The sequence below is a fragment of the Micropruina glycogenica genome, assembly GCF_900289045.1.
GTDB classification, from domain to species: domain Bacteria; phylum Actinomycetota; class Actinomycetes; order Propionibacteriales; family Propionibacteriaceae; genus Micropruina; species Micropruina glycogenica.
Genome location: NZ_LT985188.1, coordinates 1,949,572 through 1,969,319 on the forward strand (window position 1 = coordinate 1,949,572; position 19,748 = coordinate 1,969,319).

General features: G+C 68.9%; 21 protein-coding genes and 1 pseudogene. 7 read left to right on the forward strand and 15 right to left on the reverse strand.

The window, feature by feature from the left end; genetic code table 11:
* The first annotated feature begins 22 nt into the window (after nt 1-22).
* From MPLG2_RS09170 to MPLG2_RS09200, 7 genes are all read left to right on the forward strand, one after another.
* Nucleotides 23-1,105, forward strand: a complete 1,083-nt coding sequence (locus tag MPLG2_RS09170) for an IS630 family transposase (protein ID WP_105187579.1) — start codon at nt 23-25, stop codon at nt 1,103-1,105.
* A gap of 131 nt (nt 1,106-1,236) precedes the next feature.
* On the forward strand, nt 1,237-1,998 hold the full coding sequence (locus tag MPLG2_RS09175) for an SDR family oxidoreductase (protein ID WP_105185863.1): 762 nt from the start codon (nt 1,237-1,239) through the stop codon (nt 1,996-1,998).
* A gap of 8 nt (nt 1,999-2,006) precedes the next feature.
* Nucleotides 2,007-2,828 carry a putative RNA methyltransferase gene (locus MPLG2_RS09180; protein WP_105185864.1) on the forward strand — a complete coding sequence of 274 codons (822 nt, stop codon included), beginning with the start codon at nt 2,007-2,009 and terminating at the stop codon, nt 2,826-2,828.
* A gap of 4 nt (nt 2,829-2,832) precedes the next feature.
* Nucleotides 2,833-3,873, forward strand: coding sequence for an LLM class flavin-dependent oxidoreductase (locus tag MPLG2_RS09185; protein ID WP_105185865.1), 1,041 nt, complete (start codon nt 2,833-2,835; stop codon nt 3,871-3,873).
* Between the two features lie 72 nt (nt 3,874-3,945).
* Entirely contained in the window at nt 3,946-5,148 is a 1,203-nt protein-coding gene (locus MPLG2_RS09190; RefSeq protein WP_105185866.1) for a M20 metallopeptidase family protein, read from the forward strand.
* A gap of 104 nt (nt 5,149-5,252) precedes the next feature.
* Nucleotides 5,253-6,335: an IS630 family transposase gene (locus tag MPLG2_RS09195; RefSeq protein WP_105187579.1), complete on the forward strand. Its 1,083-nt coding sequence runs from the start codon at nt 5,253-5,255 to the stop codon at nt 6,333-6,335.
* Between the two features lie 95 nt (nt 6,336-6,430).
* On the forward strand, nt 6,431-8,014 hold the full coding sequence (locus MPLG2_RS09200; RefSeq protein WP_105184965.1) for an IS1182 family transposase: 1,584 nt from the start codon (nt 6,431-6,433) through the stop codon (nt 8,012-8,014).
* Between the two features lie 590 nt (nt 8,015-8,604).
* Here the strand turns inward: MPLG2_RS09200 and MPLG2_RS09205 are convergent.
* The 15 genes and pseudogenes from MPLG2_RS09205 to MPLG2_RS09270 all read right to left on the reverse strand — a co-directional run bounded on the left by MPLG2_RS09205 (nt 8,605) and on the right by MPLG2_RS09270 (nt 19,741).
* Entirely contained in the window at nt 8,605-10,206 is a 1,602-nt protein-coding gene (locus MPLG2_RS09205) for an ABC-F family ATP-binding cassette domain-containing protein (RefSeq protein WP_105187580.1), read from the reverse strand.
* A gap of 710 nt (nt 10,207-10,916) precedes the next feature.
* Complete coding sequence (locus MPLG2_RS09210) at nt 10,917-11,870, reverse strand: class I SAM-dependent methyltransferase (RefSeq protein ID WP_105185867.1); 954 nt, start codon at nt 11,868-11,870, stop codon at nt 10,917-10,919.
* On the reverse strand, nt 11,858-12,505 hold the full coding sequence (locus MPLG2_RS09215; RefSeq protein WP_105185868.1) for a TetR/AcrR family transcriptional regulator: 648 nt from the start codon (nt 12,503-12,505) through the stop codon (nt 11,858-11,860). The genes MPLG2_RS09210 and MPLG2_RS09215 overlap by 13 nt, the downstream gene beginning before the upstream one ends.
* A 4-nt stretch (nt 12,506-12,509) precedes the next feature.
* Nucleotides 12,510-12,665, reverse strand: a complete 156-nt coding sequence (locus tag MPLG2_RS19400; RefSeq protein WP_231935610.1) for a hypothetical protein — start codon at nt 12,663-12,665, stop codon at nt 12,510-12,512.
* A gap of 292 nt (nt 12,666-12,957) precedes the next feature.
* Nucleotides 12,958-13,167 (reverse strand): annotated as a pseudogene (locus MPLG2_RS19835) (class I SAM-dependent methyltransferase); the annotation flags it as partial.
* Nucleotides 13,168-13,273: 106 nt separating this feature from the next.
* Complete coding sequence (locus MPLG2_RS09225; protein ID WP_105187581.1) at nt 13,274-13,765, reverse strand: ester cyclase; 492 nt, start codon at nt 13,763-13,765, stop codon at nt 13,274-13,276.
* A 72-nt stretch (nt 13,766-13,837) separates the two neighbouring features.
* A complete protein-coding gene (locus MPLG2_RS09230) occupies nt 13,838-14,761 on the reverse strand; it encodes an NmrA family NAD(P)-binding protein (RefSeq protein WP_105185869.1) in 924 nt (307 codons plus the stop codon).
* Nucleotides 14,758-15,270: a GNAT family N-acetyltransferase gene (locus MPLG2_RS09235; protein WP_105185870.1), complete on the reverse strand. Its 513-nt coding sequence runs from the start codon at nt 15,268-15,270 to the stop codon at nt 14,758-14,760. The genes MPLG2_RS09230 and MPLG2_RS09235 overlap by 4 nt, the downstream gene beginning before the upstream one ends.
* A 176-nt stretch (nt 15,271-15,446) precedes the next feature.
* Nucleotides 15,447-15,854, reverse strand: a complete 408-nt coding sequence (locus MPLG2_RS19840; RefSeq protein ID WP_231935611.1) for a recombinase family protein — start codon at nt 15,852-15,854, stop codon at nt 15,447-15,449.
* A gap of 8 nt (nt 15,855-15,862) precedes the next feature.
* Nucleotides 15,863-16,342 carry a MarR family winged helix-turn-helix transcriptional regulator gene (locus MPLG2_RS09245; RefSeq protein WP_158681016.1) on the reverse strand — a complete coding sequence of 160 codons (480 nt, stop codon included), beginning with the start codon at nt 16,340-16,342 and terminating at the stop codon, nt 15,863-15,865.
* Between the two features lie 182 nt (nt 16,343-16,524).
* Nucleotides 16,525-16,824: a metal-sulfur cluster assembly factor gene (locus tag MPLG2_RS09250; RefSeq protein ID WP_408632063.1), complete on the reverse strand. Its 300-nt coding sequence runs from the start codon at nt 16,822-16,824 to the stop codon at nt 16,525-16,527.
* A 77-nt stretch (nt 16,825-16,901) separates the two neighbouring features.
* Complete coding sequence (sufU, locus tag MPLG2_RS09255; protein ID WP_105185872.1) at nt 16,902-17,351, reverse strand: Fe-S cluster assembly sulfur transfer protein SufU; 450 nt, start codon at nt 17,349-17,351, stop codon at nt 16,902-16,904.
* The gene (locus MPLG2_RS09260) at nt 17,348-18,607 is read right to left on the reverse strand and encodes an aminotransferase class V-fold PLP-dependent enzyme (protein ID WP_105185873.1); all 1,260 of its coding nucleotides are present in this window, start codon (nt 18,605-18,607) and stop codon (nt 17,348-17,350) included. Before MPLG2_RS09260 ends, sufU begins: the two co-directional genes overlap by 4 nt.
* 30 nt (nt 18,608-18,637) lie before the next feature.
* The gene (sufC, locus tag MPLG2_RS09265) at nt 18,638-19,402 is read right to left on the reverse strand and encodes a Fe-S cluster assembly ATPase SufC (protein WP_105185874.1); all 765 of its coding nucleotides are present in this window, start codon (nt 19,400-19,402) and stop codon (nt 18,638-18,640) included.
* Between the two features lie 6 nt (nt 19,403-19,408).
* On the reverse strand, nt 19,409-19,741 hold the full coding sequence (locus tag MPLG2_RS09270; RefSeq protein ID WP_105185875.1) for a non-heme iron oxygenase ferredoxin subunit: 333 nt from the start codon (nt 19,739-19,741) through the stop codon (nt 19,409-19,411).
* Nucleotides 19,742-19,748: the final 7 nt, after the last annotated feature.

Below are 19,748 nucleotides of genomic sequence, written 5' to 3' on the forward strand. Positions count from 1 at the left end.
CCTCAACAGGATGGAGCCGGTGATGAGACAGGCAGGACGACCGACGGTCGCGATCGAGTTGACCGAGGACGAGCGGGCAACGCTGCAGCGTTGGGCTCGGCGCCATTCCTCGTCGCAGGCATTGGCGCTGCGGTCACGGATCGTGCTGGCCGTGGCCGAGGGCGGCGCGAATACTGCGATCGCGGCCCGACTCGGGGTCAACCGGGCGACGGTCGCGAAGTGGCGCCATCGATTCGCAGCCGATCGGCTCGAGGGTCTTGTCGACGCGCCGCGTCCAGGCGCTGAACGCACGATCGGCGACGAGGTCATCGAGGCCGTCGTGGTCGAGACCCTGGAGACCGCCCCGAAGGACGCCACCCACTGGTCCACCCGGACGATGGCTGAGCGGCACGGGATCAGCCGGCAGACGGTGAGCGAGATCTGGCGGGCCTTCGGGCTCAAGCCGTGGCGCCAAGACGAGTTCAAGGTCTCCCCGGACCCGGATCTGATCGAGAAGGTCCGCGACTTGGTCGGCCTCTACCTCTCGCCGCCGGTCGCTGCAGCGGTCTATGCGCTCGATGAGAAGCCGCAGATCCAGGCACTCAACCGGTCAGCGCCGATCCTCCCGATGCTGCCGACCACACCGAGCAAGGCGACCCATGACTACGTCCGCAACGGCACCGTGGACCTGTTCGCAGCCCTCAACATCGCCACCGGCACAGTCATCACCGACCTGCGCAAGTCCCACACAGCCGCAGACTTCATCGCCTTCTTGAACAAAATCGACACCGAGGTCCCAGCCGAACTCGACGTCCACGTCATCCTCGACAACCTCTCCACCCACAAAACCCCCGCCGTGCACGAGTGGCTGCTACGCCACCGGCGGTTCCACTTCCACTTCACCCCCACCTACGGATCCTGGATGAACCTGGTCGAACGCTGGTTCTCCGCGCTGACCACCAAGAAACTGCAACGCTCAGCACACCGCAGCGTCAAAGCTCTCGCAGCCGACATCACCGCCTGGGTCGAAAACTGGAACCAGAACCCGACACCCTTCACCTGGCACAAGACCGCCGACCAGATCCTCGACCGCCTCGCCGGCTACTGCCGCGCGATCAACAAATAGCGAGCGCATCAACCTGACAGGACACTAGGCGGACATCCTCATGTGAGGCACGCGCTGCCCTTCCCGGACCTTTTACGTGAGTCAAGTCGCAAGCTCGACCAACACAGTGGCCCGCTACTAGGGTGATCAGCATGGACCTTGGACTGACCGACAAGGTGTTCGTGGTCACCGCCGCCAGCGGCGGCCTGGGCCGCGCCACCGCCGACCAACTGGTGGCCGAAGGAGCCCGGGTCGTGCTGGTCGCCCGGCGCGCCGAGCAGTTGGACGCCGCGGTGGCCGACCTCGGCGGCCACGCGCACGCGGTGGCGCTGGCCGCAGACCTGAGCGACCCCGACACGGCAACAGCCGCCGCCGACCTCGCCCTGAGAAGCTTCGGACGGCTCGACGGCGCCATGATCAGCGTCGGCGGTCCTCCGCCCGGCGCCGTGCTGGGCAACACCGACGAGCAGTGGCTGGCCGGGTTCGAATCGGTGTTCCTGGCCGGGCTGCGGGTGACCCGCGCCGTCGTCCAGGCCGCCACCGGGCCGGTGGCCCTGGCCATGGTGCTGTCGAGTTCGGCCAAGACGCCGATCGCCAACCTGGCGATCTCGAACGGCCTGCGGCCCGGGCTGGCGATGCTGATCAAGCAGTTGGCCGACGAGATCGGCCCGGCGGGCGGGCGTGTGGTGGGCTTGCTGCCCGGCACCATCTACACCGACCGCATCAAGTTCCTGCACGGCCAGGGTGACGACCCCGAGGCCACACGGGCCGCTGCGGCCGCGTCCATTCCGCTGCGCCGGCTGGGCGACCCGATCGAGTTCGGACGGGTCGCGGCCTTTCTGCTCTCGCCCGCCGCGTCCTACGTCACTGGGTCGCTGGTGGCCATCGACGGCGGCGTGATGCGCGCGCTGTAGGCCTCGCGGTGAGCCTGAACGCCGCGCACGACCTGCTCCGCTGTCCGCACTGTGCGGCCGACCTCGACCCCGACGGCTCCCGTTGGGTGTGCCCCACCGGGCATTCGTTCGACGTGGCCAGGCAGGGCTATCTGAACCTGTCGGGGGCGGCAGAACCGGCCAACGCCGACACGGCCGCCATGCTGGAGTCGCGCACCCGGGTGCAGAGCGCCGGCACCTTCGACTTTTTGAGCGACTGCCTCCACCAGCAGGTCCCCGGCACCGGCGAGGCGACCACGCTGCTCGATGTGGGTGCCGGCACCGGCCACTACCTGGCGCAGTTGGTCGAGGCCAATCCGCCGGCCAGGGGCGTCGCCCTCGACGTGAGCCGGGCGGCGGCTCGGCGGGCGGCGAAGGCGCACCACCGGGTGGCGTCCGTGGTGGCCGACGTGTGGCAGCCGCTGCCGGTGCGCACCGGGTCGATAGACGTGGTGCTGTGCGTGTTCGCGCCCCGCAACCCGGCCGAGTTCGCTCGGGTGCTTGCCCCACGTGGCCGGTTGATCGTGGTCACCCCCACCGCCGACCACCTGGCCGAACCCCGCGAGCGCTACGGGCTGCTCGGCATCGAGACCGACAAGCGCGAACGGCTGCTGGCCACGATGACCGAGTTTCTGACCCACGAACGCACCGTGTCGCTGCGTCGCATGGCCCCGTTGCCGTCCGAGGTGGTCGACGACCTCATCGCCATGGGGCCGAACGCCTTTCACGACGCACCGCAGCCCGGCACGGCGCTGCAGGTGACCCTGGCGCTCGACCTGCACGTGTTTCGTCCACTACTGACAGAAGGCTGAGACGATGACAGACGAACTGAAGCTGGGCCTCGACACCTTCGGCGACGTGGTCGTACGGGCCGACGGCAGCACCGCGCCGTACGACGAGGTGCTGCGCAACGTGGTTGAGCAGGGCGTGCTGGCCGATCAGGTTGGGGTGGACGCCTTCGGTGTCGGCGAGCACCACCGCGACGACTACGCGGTGTCGGCCCCCGACCTGGTGCTGGCCGCGATCGGTGCCCGCACCGAACGCATCGTGGTGGGCAGCGCGGTCACGGTGCTCAGCTCCGACGACCCGATCAGGGTGTACGAGCGGTTCGCCACCCTCGACGGGCTCACCGGTGGACGGGCCGAGGTGACACTCGGCCGCGGTTCGTTCACCGAGAGCTTTCCCCTGTTCGGCTACGACCTCGCCGATTACGAGCAACTCTTCAGCGAGAAGCTCGACCTGTTCGCCGCACTGCGCGACGAGGGCCCGGTGTCGTGGTCGGGCACGCATCGGCGTCCGCTGGTCGACACCGAGGTGTTTCCCAAGACCGCGCGCGGCACGCTGCCGGTGTGGATCGGGGTCGGCGGCTCGCCCGAATCGGTGGTGCGCACCGCCCACTACGGGTTCGGGCTGATGCTCGCGATCATCGGCGGCGATCCGGCGCGGTTCAAGCCCTACGTCGACCTGTTCACCCGGGCCCTGACCGAGCTGGGCCGGCCTCGGCAGCCGATCGGAGTGCACGCGCCGGGCTTCATCGCCGACACCGACGACGAAGCGCGCGAGAAGCTGTTTGCACACTTCAAGAAGAACCGCGACCGGGTCGGACGTGAACGCGGCTGGGGGCCGCTCACCAAAGAGGCCTTCCTCGACGACATCGAGCACGGGGCGCTGCACGTCGGGTCGCCCGAGACCGTCGCCCGCAAGGTCGCCCGCACGGTGCGCGTACTGGGGCTCGACCGGTTCGACCTGAAGTACAGCCACGGCACACTGCCACACACCGACCTGATGCATGCCGTCGAGCTGTACGGCACCAAGGTGGCGCCGATGGTGCGCGACCTGCTCGCCTCCGACGGCTGAGCGCAGCCCCGGACCGTCCGCCACAGCTCGACTGATCGGCGGATTCCGCGCGACACCGTAAACTGCACCCCCGTGACGTCCGCCTGGCCCAACTCAACCGCACTAGCCCTTCTCACCGAGCTGCTGGCCGGCATCGACGACATGCTGCCCCAGGCCCAGGCGCTGCGCCGCGCGATTCACGCCGACCCCTACGTGGGCGGCGACGAGCAGCCGACCACAGACCTGCTGGCCGCCGCCGTCGGTCAACCCACGACCGCGATCGCAGAGACCGGCTTCTGGACGCGGCTGGGCCCGGCCGGCGCTTCTGTGGCCGTGCGCACCGAACTGGACGCCCTGCCCATCGCCGAAGAGACCGGCGTCGAGTGGGCCGCCCGCAACGGCGCCATGCACGCCTGCGGGCACGACGTACACATGGCCGCGGTGTGGGCGCTGCTCAAGGCCGCTGAACGCGTCGACCTTCCCATCGGCATGCTCGGCATCTTTCAGCCGCGTGAAGAGTGCCAGCCGTCCGGGGCGCCGGAGGTGCTCGCCAGCGGTGTGCTGGAGTCGCAGGACGTCCGGTCGGTGATCGGCGCGCACGTGCAACCACGCGTGCCGGCCGGTCTGGTCAGCAGCGGAATCGGCGGCGTGAACGCGGCCGCCGACGCGTTCGACATCGTGGTGCGCGGGCACGGCGGGCATGGCGCCTACCCCCACGTGACGATTGATCCGGTGCCGATTCTGGCCTCGATCGCCTCAGGGCTGTACGAACTCGTCGGACGGCTGGTCGACCCCACCCACGCCGCGCTGATCAGCATCGGACGCATCGAGGCCGGCGCCACCCACAACATCATTCCCGACTCGGCGATGCTGCAGGGCATCATTCGCACGATGGAAGAGAGCGATCGCAGACTGCTGCACGCCGAGGTGCGCCGGTTCGCCGAACACACCGCGGCGGCTCGTGGGGCCCGGGCCGAGGTCACCCTGTTGCGCGGTGACCCGGTTCTCGCCAACGACCACGACCTGGTGGTGAGGCTCGACCCACTGCTGCACGCCGCGCGGCTGCCGGTGGCCGAACTGCCGTTCCGGTCGTTGGGGGCCGACGACTTCAGCCACTTCGGCCAGCGGTTACCGATCGTCATGATGTTCGTCGGCACCGGTGAAGAGGCCGACACCCGCCACAACATCGGCCTGCATCACGCCAAGTTTCTGCCCGGTGAGCACACGATTCGCACCGTGGCCGCCGCCCTGGCCGCCGGTTACGTGGCCGGCGCGCATCTGGCCGGAGCCATCTAGTGTCGTGTCAGGCTGTTCCGTGAACAAATATGCGGGATTCGGGAATTTCGTAGTCTGGCGTCGGGTTCTGAAGAGGCAAGAGCCTCAACAGGATGGAGCCGGTGATGAGACAGGCAGGACGACCGACGGTCGCGATCGAGTTGACCGAGGACGAGCGGGCAACGCTGCAGCGTTGGGCTCGGCGCCATTCCTCGTCGCAGGCATTGGCGCTGCGGTCACGGATCGTGCTGGCCGTGGCCGAGGGCGGCGCGAATACTGCGATCGCGGCCCGACTCGGGGTCAACCGGGCGACGGTCGCGAAGTGGCGCCATCGATTCGCAGCCGATCGGCTCGAGGGTCTTGTCGACGCGCCGCGTCCAGGCGCTGAACGCACGATCGGCGACGAGGTCATCGAGGCCGTCGTGGTCGAGACCCTGGAGACCGCCCCGAAGGACGCCACCCACTGGTCCACCCGGACGATGGCTGAGCGGCACGGGATCAGCCGGCAGACGGTGAGCGAGATCTGGCGGGCCTTCGGGCTCAAGCCGTGGCGCCAAGACGAGTTCAAGGTCTCCCCGGACCCGGATCTGATCGAGAAGGTCCGCGACTTGGTCGGCCTCTACCTCTCGCCGCCGGTCGCTGCAGCGGTCTATGCGCTCGATGAGAAGCCGCAGATCCAGGCACTCAACCGGTCAGCGCCGATCCTCCCGATGCTGCCGACCACACCGAGCAAGGCGACCCATGACTACGTCCGCAACGGCACCGTGGACCTGTTCGCAGCCCTCAACATCGCCACCGGCACAGTCATCACCGACCTGCGCAAGTCCCACACAGCCGCAGACTTCATCGCCTTCTTGAACAAAATCGACACCGAGGTCCCAGCCGAACTCGACGTCCACGTCATCCTCGACAACCTCTCCACCCACAAAACCCCCGCCGTGCACGAGTGGCTGCTACGCCACCGGCGGTTCCACTTCCACTTCACCCCCACCTACGGATCCTGGATGAACCTGGTCGAACGCTGGTTCTCCGCGCTGACCACCAAGAAACTGCAACGCTCAGCACACCGCAGCGTCAAAGCTCTCGCAGCCGACATCACCGCCTGGGTCGAAAACTGGAACCAGAACCCGACACCCTTCACCTGGCACAAGACCGCCGACCAGATCCTCGACCGCCTCGCCGGCTACTGCCGCGCGATCAACAAATAGCGAGCGCATCAACCTGACAGGACACTAGGAGACTGCTGAACAATCCGTCCGCGTGCCCGCCGGTCTGACTGGCCGTGGGCTGGAATGGTTGGGTTGTGCAGGGTGAGTCGAGTCCGCAGCGGGACGTGTTGGATGTGGAGTCGTTGGCGGGGCATCTGCTGGCGGAGGGCAGCGTGTTCCGCTTCCTGGCCGAGCATCGGCAGCGGTTGTTCCCGGACGCGTTGTTCGCTGACTTGTTCCCCTCAGGCCGTGGACGGCCCTCGATCCCGGGCGAGGTGATCGCGTCGGTGATCGTGCTGCAGTCCCTTCATGGGTTGTCGGACCGGGAAGCGGTCGAGGCGCTCACGTTCGACCTGCGGTGGAAAGCAGCGTGCGGGTTCCCGATCGACGCGAAGGGGTTCGATGCGTCGTCGTTGACGGTGTGGCGGCGTCGGCTGGCGTCCAGCGGGCGGCCGCAGCGGATCTTTGAGGTGGTCCGGGACGTGATCGCCGCGACGGGTGCGGTGAAAGGTCGTCAGCGGCGGGCGTTGGATTCGACGATCCTGGATGATGCGGTGGCCCGACAGGACACCGTCACCCAGCTGATCGCCCAGGTCCGCCGGGTGGGCCGGGAGGTGCCCGGCGCCCATCAGGTGATCGGCGAGCGGTGCACTCGGCTGGCCGCGTTGACCGGGCAGGGCTACGACTCCACCGCGAAACCGCGGATCGCGTGGGACGACGCCCAGGCCCGCGACGAGTTGGTGACCGCACTCGTGAACGACGCCCTTGCCCTGCTCGACGGCCTTGATGTCGAGACGATCACTGCCGCTGGCGGCAAGCCGGCCGAGGCGATCGCCCTACTCGCGTTGGTCGCCGGGCAGGATGTCGAACCGGCCGAAGACTCTGACGGCACCGATGGCCAGTGGCGGATCGCCCGGCGGGTCGCCCCGGATCGGGTCATCTCGACCGTCGACCCGGAGGCGCGGCATGCGCACAAGACAGTGGAACGTCGCCAGGACGGGTTCAAGGCCCACGTGGTCATCGAGCCTGATACCGGGCTGGCAACGATGGTTGAGCTGACCAAGGCGGCCGGGCCGGACAACAGCGACGCCACCGTCGGTGCCCGGCTGGTTGTCGCCGACCCGACGATCACCGGCCCGGTTGAGGTGTTGGGTGATTCGGCCTACGCCACCGGTGACATGCTCGCCACGCTTGACGCCAAGCAGTGGGCACCGCTGGTGAAGCCGTGGCCGATCCGGCCCGCCGTCACGGGCGGGTTCACCATCGACGACTTCACCCACGACGCCGCGACACGCACTCTGACCTGCCCGGCCGGGATCAGCCGCCCGATCAGTGGCAAGGGCAGTGTCACGTTCGGTGCCGCCTGCCACGGGTGCGCCCTGGCCGAGCAGTGCACCACCGCGAAGCGAGGCCGCAAGATCACGCTGCATCCTCAGGACCTACTGCAACGCCAGCACCGTCAACGAGCCCTCGACGATGGTTTCCAGGCCACCTACCGACAACACCGGCCGATGGTCGAACGCACGATCGCTTGGCTGACCCAAGGGAACCGGAAAGTGCCCTACCGGGGCGTGACCAGGAACGACAACTGGCTCCACAACCGGGCCGCGGCGATCAACCTGCGCCGACTCCTCACCCTCGGCCTCACCCACGGACCGACCGGCTGGGCGCTGGCCTGACCGACCGCCCAGAGGGCATTGAACCTCCAGCCAACAGCGGCCACCATGGACCTCACACGGGCGGGACGACCCCGTTGTCGCACTCCAGGGTGCTGACTCAAACTCGCCGCTCGACCGCCTTGGCGGCGTCCCGCTCGTCGCCCATACTCAACACGCCGTCAGAATGGAACCTTGTTCAGCAAGCTCCTAGAGCGACGGGATTGGGGCTCTTCCATCTCCAGGGTGTAGTTGTGGTCTGAATCGGCCGGTTTCGAGCAGGCTGCGGGCGATGTAGTTGCTGAGGCTCCACTCCACCCTGAACCGCCGCGTCGGCGACGGGCTCGCACAGGATCGCGTTCATCGATCCGGACGACGTCGCCGACGTCCACTCCTTCGATCGGAAGGTACGAGCCTAAGTCCCCCAGAGCCCCATCGAACGATCACGTCACAAATCTGTGGATAACTCGGGCGAAATCGCAACGCGGACGCCTGCCGCTAGTACGCCAACGACGTCGGGCGTTTGGAGCTGCGCGCCTGAACGATAGGAACCGTCCCCTATCCCCGACAGGACGCCCCGCTGAACGATAAGAGGCCCGGTCCCCCATTACGGGTCAGGCCAAGGCGATCAGGTCGGCGTAGTCGGGCGTCCAGAGATCTTCGTCGCCGTCGGGCAGCAGCAGCACCCGGTCGGGCTCCAGGGCCTCGACCGCACCCTCGTCGTGGGTGACCAGCACGATCGCGCCGGCGAAGCTGTGGATCGCGGCCAGCACCTCGGCCCGCGACGCCGGGTCGAGGTTGTTGGTCGGCTCGTCCAACAGCAGCACGTTGGCCGCGCTCACCACCAGCATGGCCAGCGCCAGCCGGGTCTTCTCGCCACCCGACAGCACCCGCGCCGGCTTATCGACGTCGTCGCCGGTGAACAGAAACGAGCCGAGAATCTTGCGGGCGTCGGTGGGCGACATTTCGTCGGGGGCCGCGGTCATCATGTTCTCGAGCACCGAGCGCGACACGTCGAGGGTCTCGTGCTCCTGCGCGTAATAGCCGAGCCGCAGGCCGTGGCCGGGCTGCACCTCACCGGTGTCGGAGGCCTCGATGCCGCCCAGAATGCGCAGCAGCGTGGTCTTGCCGGCGCCGTTCAACCCCAGCACCACCACCCGCGAACCCTTGTCGATGGCGAGCGTGACGTCGGTGAACACCTCGAGCGAGCCGTAACTCTTCGACAGGTCGGACGCCCGCAGCGGCACCTTGCCGCACGGGGCCGGCGTCGGGAACCGAATCTTCGCCACCCGGTCGGCCACCCGCTCGCCCTCGACGGACGCCAGCAGCCGCTCGGCCCGTTTGGCCATGTTCTGCGCCGCGGTGGCCTTGGTGGCCTTGGCCCGCATCTTGTCGGCCTGGGCGAGCAACTGTTCGGCCTTGCGTTCGGCGTTCACCCGCTCGCGTCTGCGGCGCTTCTCGTCGGTCTCACGCTGCTGCAGGTAGCGCTTCCAGTCCATGGCGTACTGGTCGAGTTCGGCCCGGTTGGCGTCCAGATGGAACACCTTGGTGACGATCGCTTCGAGCAGCCCGACGTCGTGGCTGATCAGGATCACCCCACCCGGGTACGACTTCAGAAAGTCGCGCAGCCAGACGATCGAGTCGGCGTCCAGGTGGTTGGTCGGCTCGTCGAGCAGCAGGTTGTCTGCGCCAGAGAACAGAATGCGGGCCAGCTCGACCCGTCTTCGCTGCCCGCCCGACAACGTGCGCAGCGGCTGCCCGAGCACCCGGTCGGGCAGCCCCAGGTTCGCGGCGATGCGGGCGGCTTCAGCTTCGGCGGCGTACCCGCCGGCGGCCGCCAGTTCGGCCTCGGCCCGGGCATACGACGCCATGGCCGTGTCCTGAGCGGCCCCGGTCTCGGTGGCCATCTCGACCGAATAGCGCGTCAGTCGTTTCAGAATCGAGTCGAGCCCGCGCGCCGACAGAATGCGGTCTTTGGCAAGGGTATCGAGGTCGCCGGTGCGCGGATCCTGCGGCAGATAGCCGATCTGGCCCTGCCGGGTGATCTGGCCTGCCGCGGGCAGCGCCTCACCCGCGAGGATCTTGGTCAGGGTCGTTTTGCCGGCTCCGTTGCGGCCCACCAATCCGACCTTGTCGCCGGGCGCAACCTGAAACGACACGGGGGTCAACAACAGCCGGGCGCCCGCCCGCACCTCGACTTCCTTCGCGACCAGCACGAGGGAGAACTCTACCGGGGTTCGGACGGGTGCCCCGACGCACGCGTCGGTGCTCAGCCCTTGGCCGCCGCCGGCCCACTTCTCCGCGGCCCTGATGTCGTCCACCTGCGACTGCGCGGCGGCTAAGGGGTCGGCGCTTCCCCACCTCGTCGCAGGGCCACCCCCGACCTGGCCCGCGCCCCAGGTTCTTGAACCATGCCGACTCGATCAGCTTGGTGTTCACCGTCGAGGCGCTGCCCCCACGATCCGTGGAGGAGCAGATCCCGTTGTGATCCTCGTGTCAAAGTCCGAAGTAGCTTGCACCGACGTCAATAGTCCTGTGCACAGCACCCACGTCACGGTAAAGGGATCGGTGCGTGCGCCGGGTCCCGGCTGCCTCCCAGGTGAACGCGGACGGGCACGCTGCGGCGGTCGGTTCGCGTCTTCGCCCTCGGGTGGCTCGCCGGGAGTTCGTCGAAGAGTCGCGCGCCTTCCACGCCAAGCGCGCGGCGGGTCGTGGTCCGTGGCCGTGCGGGGCTGGACGTGATCCGGGTCACAGCCATCGCACCCACCCCCTCCGCCCCCCTGCCGTCGCGGTTGCGTGCGCCGACGCCGCATTGCCAGCGTGGACTACCGAGTGGCCCCGGGCACGCGGAGAACCCCTTCAGCACGACAGCGATCTGCCGAGATCGGAGGCTCCGGTGGCGGCTTACTCCCGTGCGGAGCACGGGTCAGGCCACTAGCTTGCGGATCTGGGTGGCCAGGGGGATCTCCATCCCTGCGACATGCAGGGTGGCGGCGGTGGGGTGGGCTACCGCGAATCGGTGGCGGTCGACCGCCTGCTCGATGAAGGGTAGGGCTGGGGCGTAGGCCAAGGTGCCGCCGGGTGGGAGGTGGTCGAGGAGCTCTCGGTAGGCGGTGGCGTAGCCGAGTGCTCGACCGCTCGAGGGATTGAGGTGGTGGTGCAGGAAGTGGAGGGAGAACGCATGGTGGCTAACGACCGTGCGCCATCGCCGGTCGCCGTGGAGGAGGGCCTCGGGCCAGCTGGCCGCCCGGCACCAGGCGGCGTCGGCGTACCGGTCGATACCCCATGCCCGGACCCCATGGTCGCGCAGGTGGCGCACCAGCCGCCCGTCGACTCCGCAGCCGAGGTCGAGAACCCTCCCGGAGAGGGTGCGCACGTCGAGTCCGAGGATCCGCAGTTGCAGCTCGGGGGTGTATGCGGCGTTCGCGACCTCGATCGGACGTGGTCCCGCGACGTCTAAGACGAGCTGCCGCACGGCGTGCTCGTGCTGTTCGAAGAGCTGGGCGACCGGGTCGAGGCTGTTGATGTGGGGAGCCATGGTGACGAGGCGACGCAGCACTCGAGTCAGGTGGGCGTGGTAGGCGGCACGTATGCGTGAGCCGATCTGGAGGAACTGGTTGTGGGCGTGCAGCCACTGCTCGGTCCGGGCGGCGACGTGGCCGACCGGGTCCGCACAGAAGGCGGGGACGCCGGCTCCGGTGGTTGTCCGCTGTCTCATCGCGTCCTGCAGGGCGGGTGCGGCGTTGATCGCCGCGGCGCAGAGCGAGCGCGTGGGACGGGTCGCGCCGACGTGCCCCTGCAGGTGCCGGGCCAAGGGCAGCGGCTCGGTGAGCGCGGATCGTCGGTCAAGCTCGGCGTGGAGAGCGCTCAGGGTGTCCATGCGGTCTCGGGGTGGTCGCGGAGGACGCTGGTGCGGACCATGTGGACCAGCCACCGGTGGTAGTCCTCGGTCGAGTCCTGCTGCTGGGTGGCTAGCTGACGGACTTCCGGTGAGTTGAGGAGCCAGAGCGTCCGGGCATGCTCATGCGGCTCGCGCGCGGGGTCGAGCCAGCCGTTCCCGGCCCAGTGATCGGCGACCATCCGGGCGCCGACGAGTCGCTCCTGGTTCATGGTCTCCAGCAGCTGGGCGGCGCCGGTGTCGGTGGCGCCGGCGGCGGTGACGGCAGCCAGGAGGGGCCCGAGCCGGTCCCCGAGGGCGATGACCATGTCGGCCCACGCACGGGCGGCCTGGTCGGGCGAGGCGGCGTCTCGTACCGCGAGGCCGTGCTCCCGCATGGCCACCGGGACCGGCGTGTCGTCCCCAGCCAGCGTGGTGTCGTAGACCGCCTTGAGCAGGCGCGCCTTCCCGCCGAAGGTCTTGTAGAGGCTCTCCTGGGACAGCCCGCACCGCTGTGCGACGGCCTTGATCGTTGTGCCCGCGTACCCGCGCTCGACGAAGCACTCCCGGGCGGCGTCGATCATCTTGCGCCGGTTGGCCTCGGCCGCGGTGGTGCGGTAGCTTCTCTCCTGCGTCACAGGATCAGTCTCCCAGGCCGGTCTGGGCCACGTCAGCGGCCATGAGCGGCACGTCGATGTAGTCGACCTCGATGGTGGCGACGGGGCTCCTCACGGGCGTGGCGGTGCGCTCGGCCACGACCCGGGTGTAGGTGAGCACGTCGCCGGCGTCGGTGGCCACCGCTCCCGCTCGACCACGTTCTCCGGTGCCACCAGCTCGAGCCAGGACAACCAGTCGCGCCACGCGTCCGGCATGGCGTCGGCGGTACGCACCTCGACAGACCGCTGCGCTCCCAGTGTCGACGCCACCAGCCGGCCGAGTGCAGGCTCCACGGCGTGGGCTCCCCCCACCGGGTCAACGGTGCGGGTACGCCGTCCTCCAGCTCTGCGGTCAGTCCGGCGCCGGCGATGCCGAGCTGTCCACCGGGCTTGACGTGTCGGAGCAGGAGGGGCAGGTAGAGGTCGTCGGTGCCGACATACCCGAAGCAGTCGATGGCGACCACGGCGTCGAAGAACTCCGCGGCTAAGGGCAGGCTCCGGGCGTCGGCGCGCAGGGCGTGCACGCGTCCCCCCACGCCCCCATGTCGTGCTCCCGGGCCAGGAAGACCGAGGACGCACCCGGGCCGCTGCCCAGGTCCAGCACCCGCATGCCGGGCCGCAGCGGCAGCGCCTGGGTCAGCCACTCGGTGAGCAGGAGCGGGTTAGCTCCGCCGCTGACCGCGGCGGCTGCCCAGGCCGGGTGGTAGCGGGAGGCTCTCGGGAAGCGCTCCGGATCCAACCGGGGTGCGGTCATCTCGCGTTCCGTCGGGCTCGGCGGGTGGCGCGGAAACATCGCCACAGGTAGCCCGGGCTGGGTGGGAACCAGCCCAGCTGGGTGGCCTGCCCGAGGTCGTCGCGGACCGCCCAGTGCTCGACCACCAGGCCGTCGCGGAGTCGGCAGAAGTGGACCTGATCCACCTCGAAGGGGCTGCCGGTGGCAGGGAAGACGCGATCCACCCGGCCCTGGGCGTCGTAGAACACCACGTCGCCCGTGTGTTGGCCGGCCATGCTGGCGCACACGACCGCGAGGTCGTCGCGGCCGAACACCTGCGTGACCGTCCAGCGCAGGTCCGCGTAGGAGCCGCGCAGCCACCGAGCGGTCGCCCACGCGGCAGCCGGACCGCGTCCGCGGGTCTCGGGCGGCTCGGCCGAGGCCTCCCGGTTGCAGAAGTCCGGGTGATAGACCGCGTCGAAGTCGGCGCGAGCGCCGGTGGCCATCAGGCCGACCGACCTGCGCGCCATCTCGGTCAGGGCATCCTGGCCGAGCTGTTGTCCGCTGTGAAGTGGTGACGCATACGACATGTGTAACTCCGTTCAGTGGGAGGCCGCGCCGTCGGCGGCCCGAGTGAAGAGATGGGCATGGCGACGGAGGAAGTCCTCCACGCCTCCGGGCGCTCGGCCCAGCAGCGTCGCGACGTCCGTGGTGGGCCCGGCGTGGGCCCCCCGATCGATGGCGGCGAAGAGCTCGAGAATCTGCTCGACGATCAGGGCCGGCACACCCTGCTGGGCCAGGGCGGCGCGAGCCTGGTCGGGTGAGGCTGCGAGATGCGCCACGGGGTGTCCGGTGACGTCGCTGAGCGCGTCCGCGATCTCGGCGAAGGCGACCGCACGCGGGCCGGTAAGCTGCCACCTGCGGTGTCCCGGGGCGAGGGCCGACTCGGGGAGCGTGATCAGGCGGGCGGCGGCCTCGGCCACGTCGTCGGGGTCCACCATGGCTACTCCGGCCCCCACGGCAGGGGTCGGCAGGAGTCCGTGTTGCCGCACCTGGGGGGCCTCGCCGAGCAGGTTGGACATGAGATAGGCCGGCCTCAGCGACACCGCCCGCACCCCGCTGGCGGTGAGGTGGTCCTCGATCTCGGCATGGGCACGCCAGAAGGCCACCGGAGCCGCAGCGTCGGCGCCGAGCGCGGAGATCTTGACGATTAACGAGACTCCGGCGGACACCGCGGCGTCGATCACCGAGCACTCGTGCTCCACCTGGGCCGGTCCGTTGGGCGCGACCAGGAAGACGCGGTCGACACCGGCCATCAGGGCCACCAGTGCCCGGCGGTCCGCGTAGTCGCCCACCACCGTGTCGGCAGCGCCGGGCAGCGGGCCGGCGGCAGCGTCGCGGACCAAGGCACGGGCCGAGACCCCTCGCTGCTGCAGCGACCTGAGCACCCGCCCACCGAGCGTGCCGGTCGCTCCGGTGATCAGGACGCTGCTCCCTGGATCCACCTTCGTCGCGTCGAGGCTCATGTGAGCGACTCCCTTCGGGCTCGCTCCATCCAGAGGTGAACCCGGGGTTGTCCCTGGTTGAAGGCAACCTGGTCCGCGGCGAACATCGGCCGGAAGCCGCAGCTGCGGTAGACCGCCTGGGCGCGGGTGTCCTCCTGGGCGACCCGCAGCACCACTCGCGAGGCCGACGAGGCGGCGCGCTCGGTCAGCCGGGCGGTCAGCTCGCGGCCCAACCCCTCCCCCTGCCGCTGCGGGCCGATGACGAGATGAGCCTGCTCAGCCTCGTCATCGCCCTTCTCGACCCAGATCTCTCCATACCCCACCGGCTCTGCGCCCTCGGTCAGCAGAAAGGTCCGCGCCCCGTCCAGCCCGGCCCAACTGGCCGGCTCTGCGACGGCGTTTTCCTCCTCTCCTGGCGCCCATTCCCGGGAGAACCCCGAGGACAGCACCCAGCGCCACACGCGATCAGCGGCTGCCTCCGGTACCTCTGCCAGGGCCACCGCCCCGGTCGCCGACGAACACTGCGACATCTCACACCTCGATTACAGTTGACTGTATTCTAAGTACAGCACACTGTAATGAAGGTGGCAAGCCCCGAACGCCGCCAGGGATGAGGCGTGCAGCGGAACCCGCGCGTGGTCAGTGGCTGAAGGTCGTCGCCACCTCGTCGACCGCGTGCCCTACTCAGCGACGCTCACGCCGTGGATTAGCCCGCAGGCACAGGCTTGATCGGTTCGTGATCCGCCGCGGACCGCGTCGCGGGCGAGGATCTTGTGGCCCCGTGGCGGAGTTCCCCGGTGAGGTGAGACGTGCCGGTTGAGGGTTCGACCGGGCGATGCCGAGTTCCTGGCACGGTCCTCGACGGGCGTATCCGGCCGGCCTGTCCGTTCAGGTGACAGCTCCCGTTCTTACTCGGCCAAGGCCGCCAGAGGCCGACGACGAGCTCGCCGGAGGCGGTGACCGTGTCGATCGCCGCGCCCTGCACCGTCAGGACTCTCAGGCCGATGCCGGGTTCGGTGAGGTCGTGGATGATGTTGACTAGGTGGCACAGGTCCCGACCGAGCCGGTCGAGTTTCCATACCAGCAGGGTGTCGCCGGCGCGGAGGGCCTTCAAGCACGCCGTCAGCTCAGGTCGGCCAGCGGGGGCCGGTCGGGGGCGACGAACCGGTTGACCCGCTGCAGCACCCGGGCCATCACCTCGCGCTCTTCGGGCGACATCAGGTCGATGAAGTTCGCGCGCACCGTGCGCACGTGCCCGGGGGCGGCCGCCTCGATGCGGGCGCGGCCCTCGTCGGTGATGGTCACCACGGTGCCGCGTCCGTCGTCGGCGGCCCGGCTGCGAGTGACCAGCCCGCGCTGCTCCATGCGCCGCAGTTGATGCGCCAGCCGGCTGCCCTCCCACCCGATCCAGTCGCGCAGCCGGCCCACCCGGGCGCCCTCGTCGCCGCCGGCGCTGAGCGCCACCAGCACCGCGTAGTCGGCGTGCGACAGGCCGCTGCCCGACAGGTCGGCCGAGATCACCCGCTCGAGGTCGTACTGGCACAGGATGTACAACTGCCACACCTGCAACTCGTCCTGAGTCAGCCAGCGCACCTCGGTCACACGGGCATCGTAGGCCAACCTCGACGGGCCGCCGTCGAAGGGCGGCGCAGAATGCCTGGCCACAGGTACATCAGACCGCAGGGCATCAGTGTCGCACGCAGCCAATCACGTGTTGGGTCGTCCGCTGGCTGACACGGGGCCGTCCAGTACTCGGGAGTGGCGCCTGCCGCCCGCTCGGCTGATCAGACGTTGTAGCCGATCGCCCGCAACTGCTCGCGGCCGTCGTCGGTGATGTTCTCCAGGGTCCACGGCGGCAGCCACACCCAGTTGATCACCACCGAGTTCACCAGGCCGTCCAGCGCCATCTCGGTGTCGAACTCGAGCCGGTCGGTGAGCGGGCAGGTGGGTGAGGTGAGCGTCATGTCGATGGTGCAGTTGTTGTCGTCGTCGAGGTGAATGCCGTACACCAGCCCCAGATCGACCACGTTCACCATCAGTTCGGGGTCGACCACGTCGCGCATGGCCTCGGTCAGGTCGTCCATCGACGGACGCGCTGTCACCGGCGCGGTGCTGTCGGGAAAGGTGTCGTTCACCAGGTCGGACGGTCGGGGTTCGGTCATCATGACTCCTTCGAGGTTGCCAGGGCCTGGGCGGCGGCGTCCTTGAACGCCGACCAACCCAGCAGGGCGCACTTCACCCGGGCGGGAAACTTGGCCACGCCCACGAACGCCACCGCGTCTTCGAGCACGTCTTCGTCGGGTTCGATCTCGCCGCGGCTGTGCATCATCTCGGTGAACTCTTCGTGCAGGTGCAGGGCTCCGTCGACGGTGCGGCCGATCACCAGGTCGCTCATCACCGAGGTCGACGCCTGCGAGATCGAACACCCCACGGCCTCGTACGACACATCGGTGACGGTGTCGCCGTCCAGAGCCACCCGCAGCAGCACCTCGTCGCCGCACGACGGGTTCACGTGCGTCACCTGGGCGGCGTACGGCTCGCGCAGGCCGGCGTGATGCTTGGCCTTGTAGTGGTCAAGGATGATCTCTTGGTACATCTGCTCGACGCTCATGCGACCCGTCCGAAGAAGCTTCTGGTGTAGTCGAGAGCCTCGACCAACTGATCGATCTCGCGCTCGACGGTGTACAGGTAGAACGACGCCCGGGTGCTGGCGGTTATTCCCAGTCGCTCGTGCAGCGGACGGGCGCAGTGATGCCCGCCCCGCACCGCCACGCCACGCGAATCGAGAAACGTCATGACGTCGTGCGGGTGCACGTCCAGCCCGTCGGGGGTGGCCAGGGTGAACGAGATCGCGCCGCCACGGCCCTCGGGGCCGATCTCGGTGGTGCCCAGAATGCGCAGCCCCTCGACCTGCTTCAGCGCTGTGAGTGCGTAGTCGGTGATCGACCGCTCGTGGGCCGCGACGTCGGCCATGCCCAGTTCGGCCAGATAGTCGGCGGCCACGCCCAGCGCCACCGCCTCGGCGATCGGCGGGGTGCCGGCCTCGAACCGGTACGGCGGTGGCGCGAACGTCGAACCCGTCATGCGAACGATCTCGATCATCTCGCCGCCACCGAGAAACGGCGGCAGCTCGGCGAGCAGGTCGTAGCGTCCCCACAGCGCGCCGATGCCGGTGGGGCCCACCATCTTGTGGCCGGTGAAGGCCACCAGGTCGGCACCCAGCGCCGGCACAGGCGTGCTGAGCTGCGGCACCGCCTGCGAGCCGTCGACCACCATCACCGCGCCGACGGCGTGCGCCTGCGCGGCGATCTCTGCGATCGGGTTCACCGTGCCCAGCACGTTGCTCACCCAGGTGAGCGACACGATTCTGGTGTTGTCGTTGATCAGGTTCTCGGCCTGCGCCTTGGCCAGGTCGAGCCGTCCGTCGTCGGTGATGTCGAACCAGCGCAGCGTGGCGCCGGTGCGGGCGCAAAGCAGTTGCCACGGCACGATGTTGCTGTGGTGCTCCATCACCGAGATGACCACCTCGTCGCCGGGCTTCAAGGTCGCCCCCAGCGTGTGCGCGGCCAGGTTGAGCGCCTCGGACGCGTTCTTGGTGAACACCACCTCATCGGCGCGGTCGGCACCGATGAAGGCCGCCACCTTCTCGCGTCCACCCTCATAGGCCTCGGACGCCTCGGCGCCCAGCATGTGCATGGCTCGCGCCACGTTGGCGTTGTGCCGCTCGTAGTGGTCGACCAGTGCGTCGATCACCACCTGCGGCTTCTGCGAGGTGTTGGCCGAGTCGAGGTAGGCCAAGGGGTACTCCCCCACCCGACGGTCCAGGATGGGGAAGTCGGAGCGGATCAGTTCGACGTCGTAGCTCACAGGCCCTCCTGCCGATTGGACGCCCGCGGCTCAGCTGGCCGCGGCCGCCTTGATGAACCGCTCGTAGCCCTCGACCTCGAGGTTCTCGGCCAACTCGGGCCCGCCCTCTTCGACGATGCGGCCGTTCACGAACACGTGCACGAAGTCGGGTTTGATGTAGTTCAGAATCCGCGTGTAGTGGGTGATCAGCAGCACCCCGCGGTCACCCTGGGCGGCGAACCGATTCACGCCCTCGCTCACGATGCGCAGTGCGTCGATGTCGAGGCCCGAGTCGGTTTCGTCCAGAATCGCGAACTTGGGGTTGAGCAGTTCGAGCTGCACGATCTCGTTGCGCTTCTTCTCGCCGCCCGAGAAGCCCTCGTTCAGCGAACGGGCGGAGAAGCTGGGGTCGAGGCCGAGGCGGTCGAGCGCTGCATTGACGTCCTTCACCCAGGTGCGCACCTTGGGGGCTTCGCCGTCGAGCGCGGTCTTGGCCGTGCGCAGAAAGTTGGCCACCGAGACGCCGGGCACCTCGATCGGGTACTGCATGGCGAGAAACAGGCCGGCGCGGGCGCGCTCGTCGACGGTCAGCTCGGTCAGCTCGACCCCGTCGAGGGTCACCGAGCCGCCCGTGATCGTGTACTTGGGGTGCCCCGCGATGGCGTAGGCCAGCGTCGACTTGCCCGAACCGTTGGGGCCCATGATCGCGTGCACCTCGCCGTCGTTCACCGTGAGGTTGACACCCTTGAGAATCTCTTTGGGGCCCGACTCGGTGGCGACTTCGACGCGCAGATCGTTGATGGACAGTGTGGACATTGCGGTTCAGTTCTCCTGGTTGATCGGATTGTCGATGTCGACGTAGATGTCGGTGCCGTCCAGTCGGACGGGATAGATCGGCACGGGCTGCGTGGCCGGCAGTTCGAGCGGTTCGCCGGTGCGCAGGTCGAAACGAGAGCCGTGCATGTAGCACTCGATGGTGCAGCCCTCGACCTCACCATCGGTGAGCGGCACCTCGGCGTGGCTGCACACGTCGCGAATGGCGAAGACGCCGTCGACGGTGTTCACCACGGCCACCTCGGCGTCGCCGCCCAGATCGACCGGAATGGACGTACCGACGGGCACCTCATCGAGGGTCGCGGCCAACCGAAAGGTCATGACCTGG

Excerpts from the sequence above, each read along its gene's own strand:
- MPLG2_RS09170 (WP_105187579.1), top strand. The coding sequence starts at position 23 with ATGAGACAGGCAGGACGACCGACGGTCGCGATCGAGTTGACCGAGGAC.
- MPLG2_RS09175 (WP_105185863.1), top strand. The coding sequence starts at position 1,237 with ATGGACCTTGGACTGACCGACAAGGTGTTCGTGGTCACCGCCGCCAGC.
- MPLG2_RS09185 (WP_105185865.1), top strand. The coding sequence starts at position 2,833 with ATGACAGACGAACTGAAGCTGGGCCTCGACACCTTCGGCGACGTGGTC.
- MPLG2_RS09195 (WP_105187579.1), top strand. The coding sequence starts at position 5,253 with ATGAGACAGGCAGGACGACCGACGGTCGCGATCGAGTTGACCGAGGAC.
- MPLG2_RS09210 (WP_105185867.1), bottom strand. The coding sequence starts at position 11,870 with ATGGACACCCTGAGCGCTCTCCACGCCGAGCTTGACCGACGATCCGCG.
- MPLG2_RS09225 (WP_105187581.1), bottom strand. The coding sequence starts at position 13,765 with ATGGCGCGCAGGTCGGTCGGCCTGATGGCCACCGGCGCTCGCGCCGAC.
- MPLG2_RS09230 (WP_105185869.1), bottom strand. The coding sequence starts at position 14,761 with ATGAGCCTCGACGCGACGAAGGTGGATCCAGGGAGCAGCGTCCTGATC.
- MPLG2_RS09235 (WP_105185870.1), bottom strand. The coding sequence starts at position 15,270 with ATGTCGCAGTGTTCGTCGGCGACCGGGGCGGTGGCCCTGGCAGAGGTA.
- MPLG2_RS09250 (WP_408632063.1), bottom strand. The coding sequence starts at position 16,824 with ATGGACGACCTGACCGAGGCCATGCGCGACGTGGTCGACCCCGAACTG.
- sufU (WP_105185872.1), bottom strand. The coding sequence starts at position 17,351 with ATGAGCGTCGAGCAGATGTACCAAGAGATCATCCTTGACCACTACAAG.
- sufC (WP_105185874.1), bottom strand. The coding sequence starts at position 19,402 with ATGTCCACACTGTCCATCAACGATCTGCGCGTCGAAGTCGCCACCGAG.
- MPLG2_RS09270 (WP_105185875.1), bottom strand. The coding sequence starts at position 19,741 with ATGACCTTTCGGTTGGCCGCGACCCTCGATGAGGTGCCCGTCGGTACG.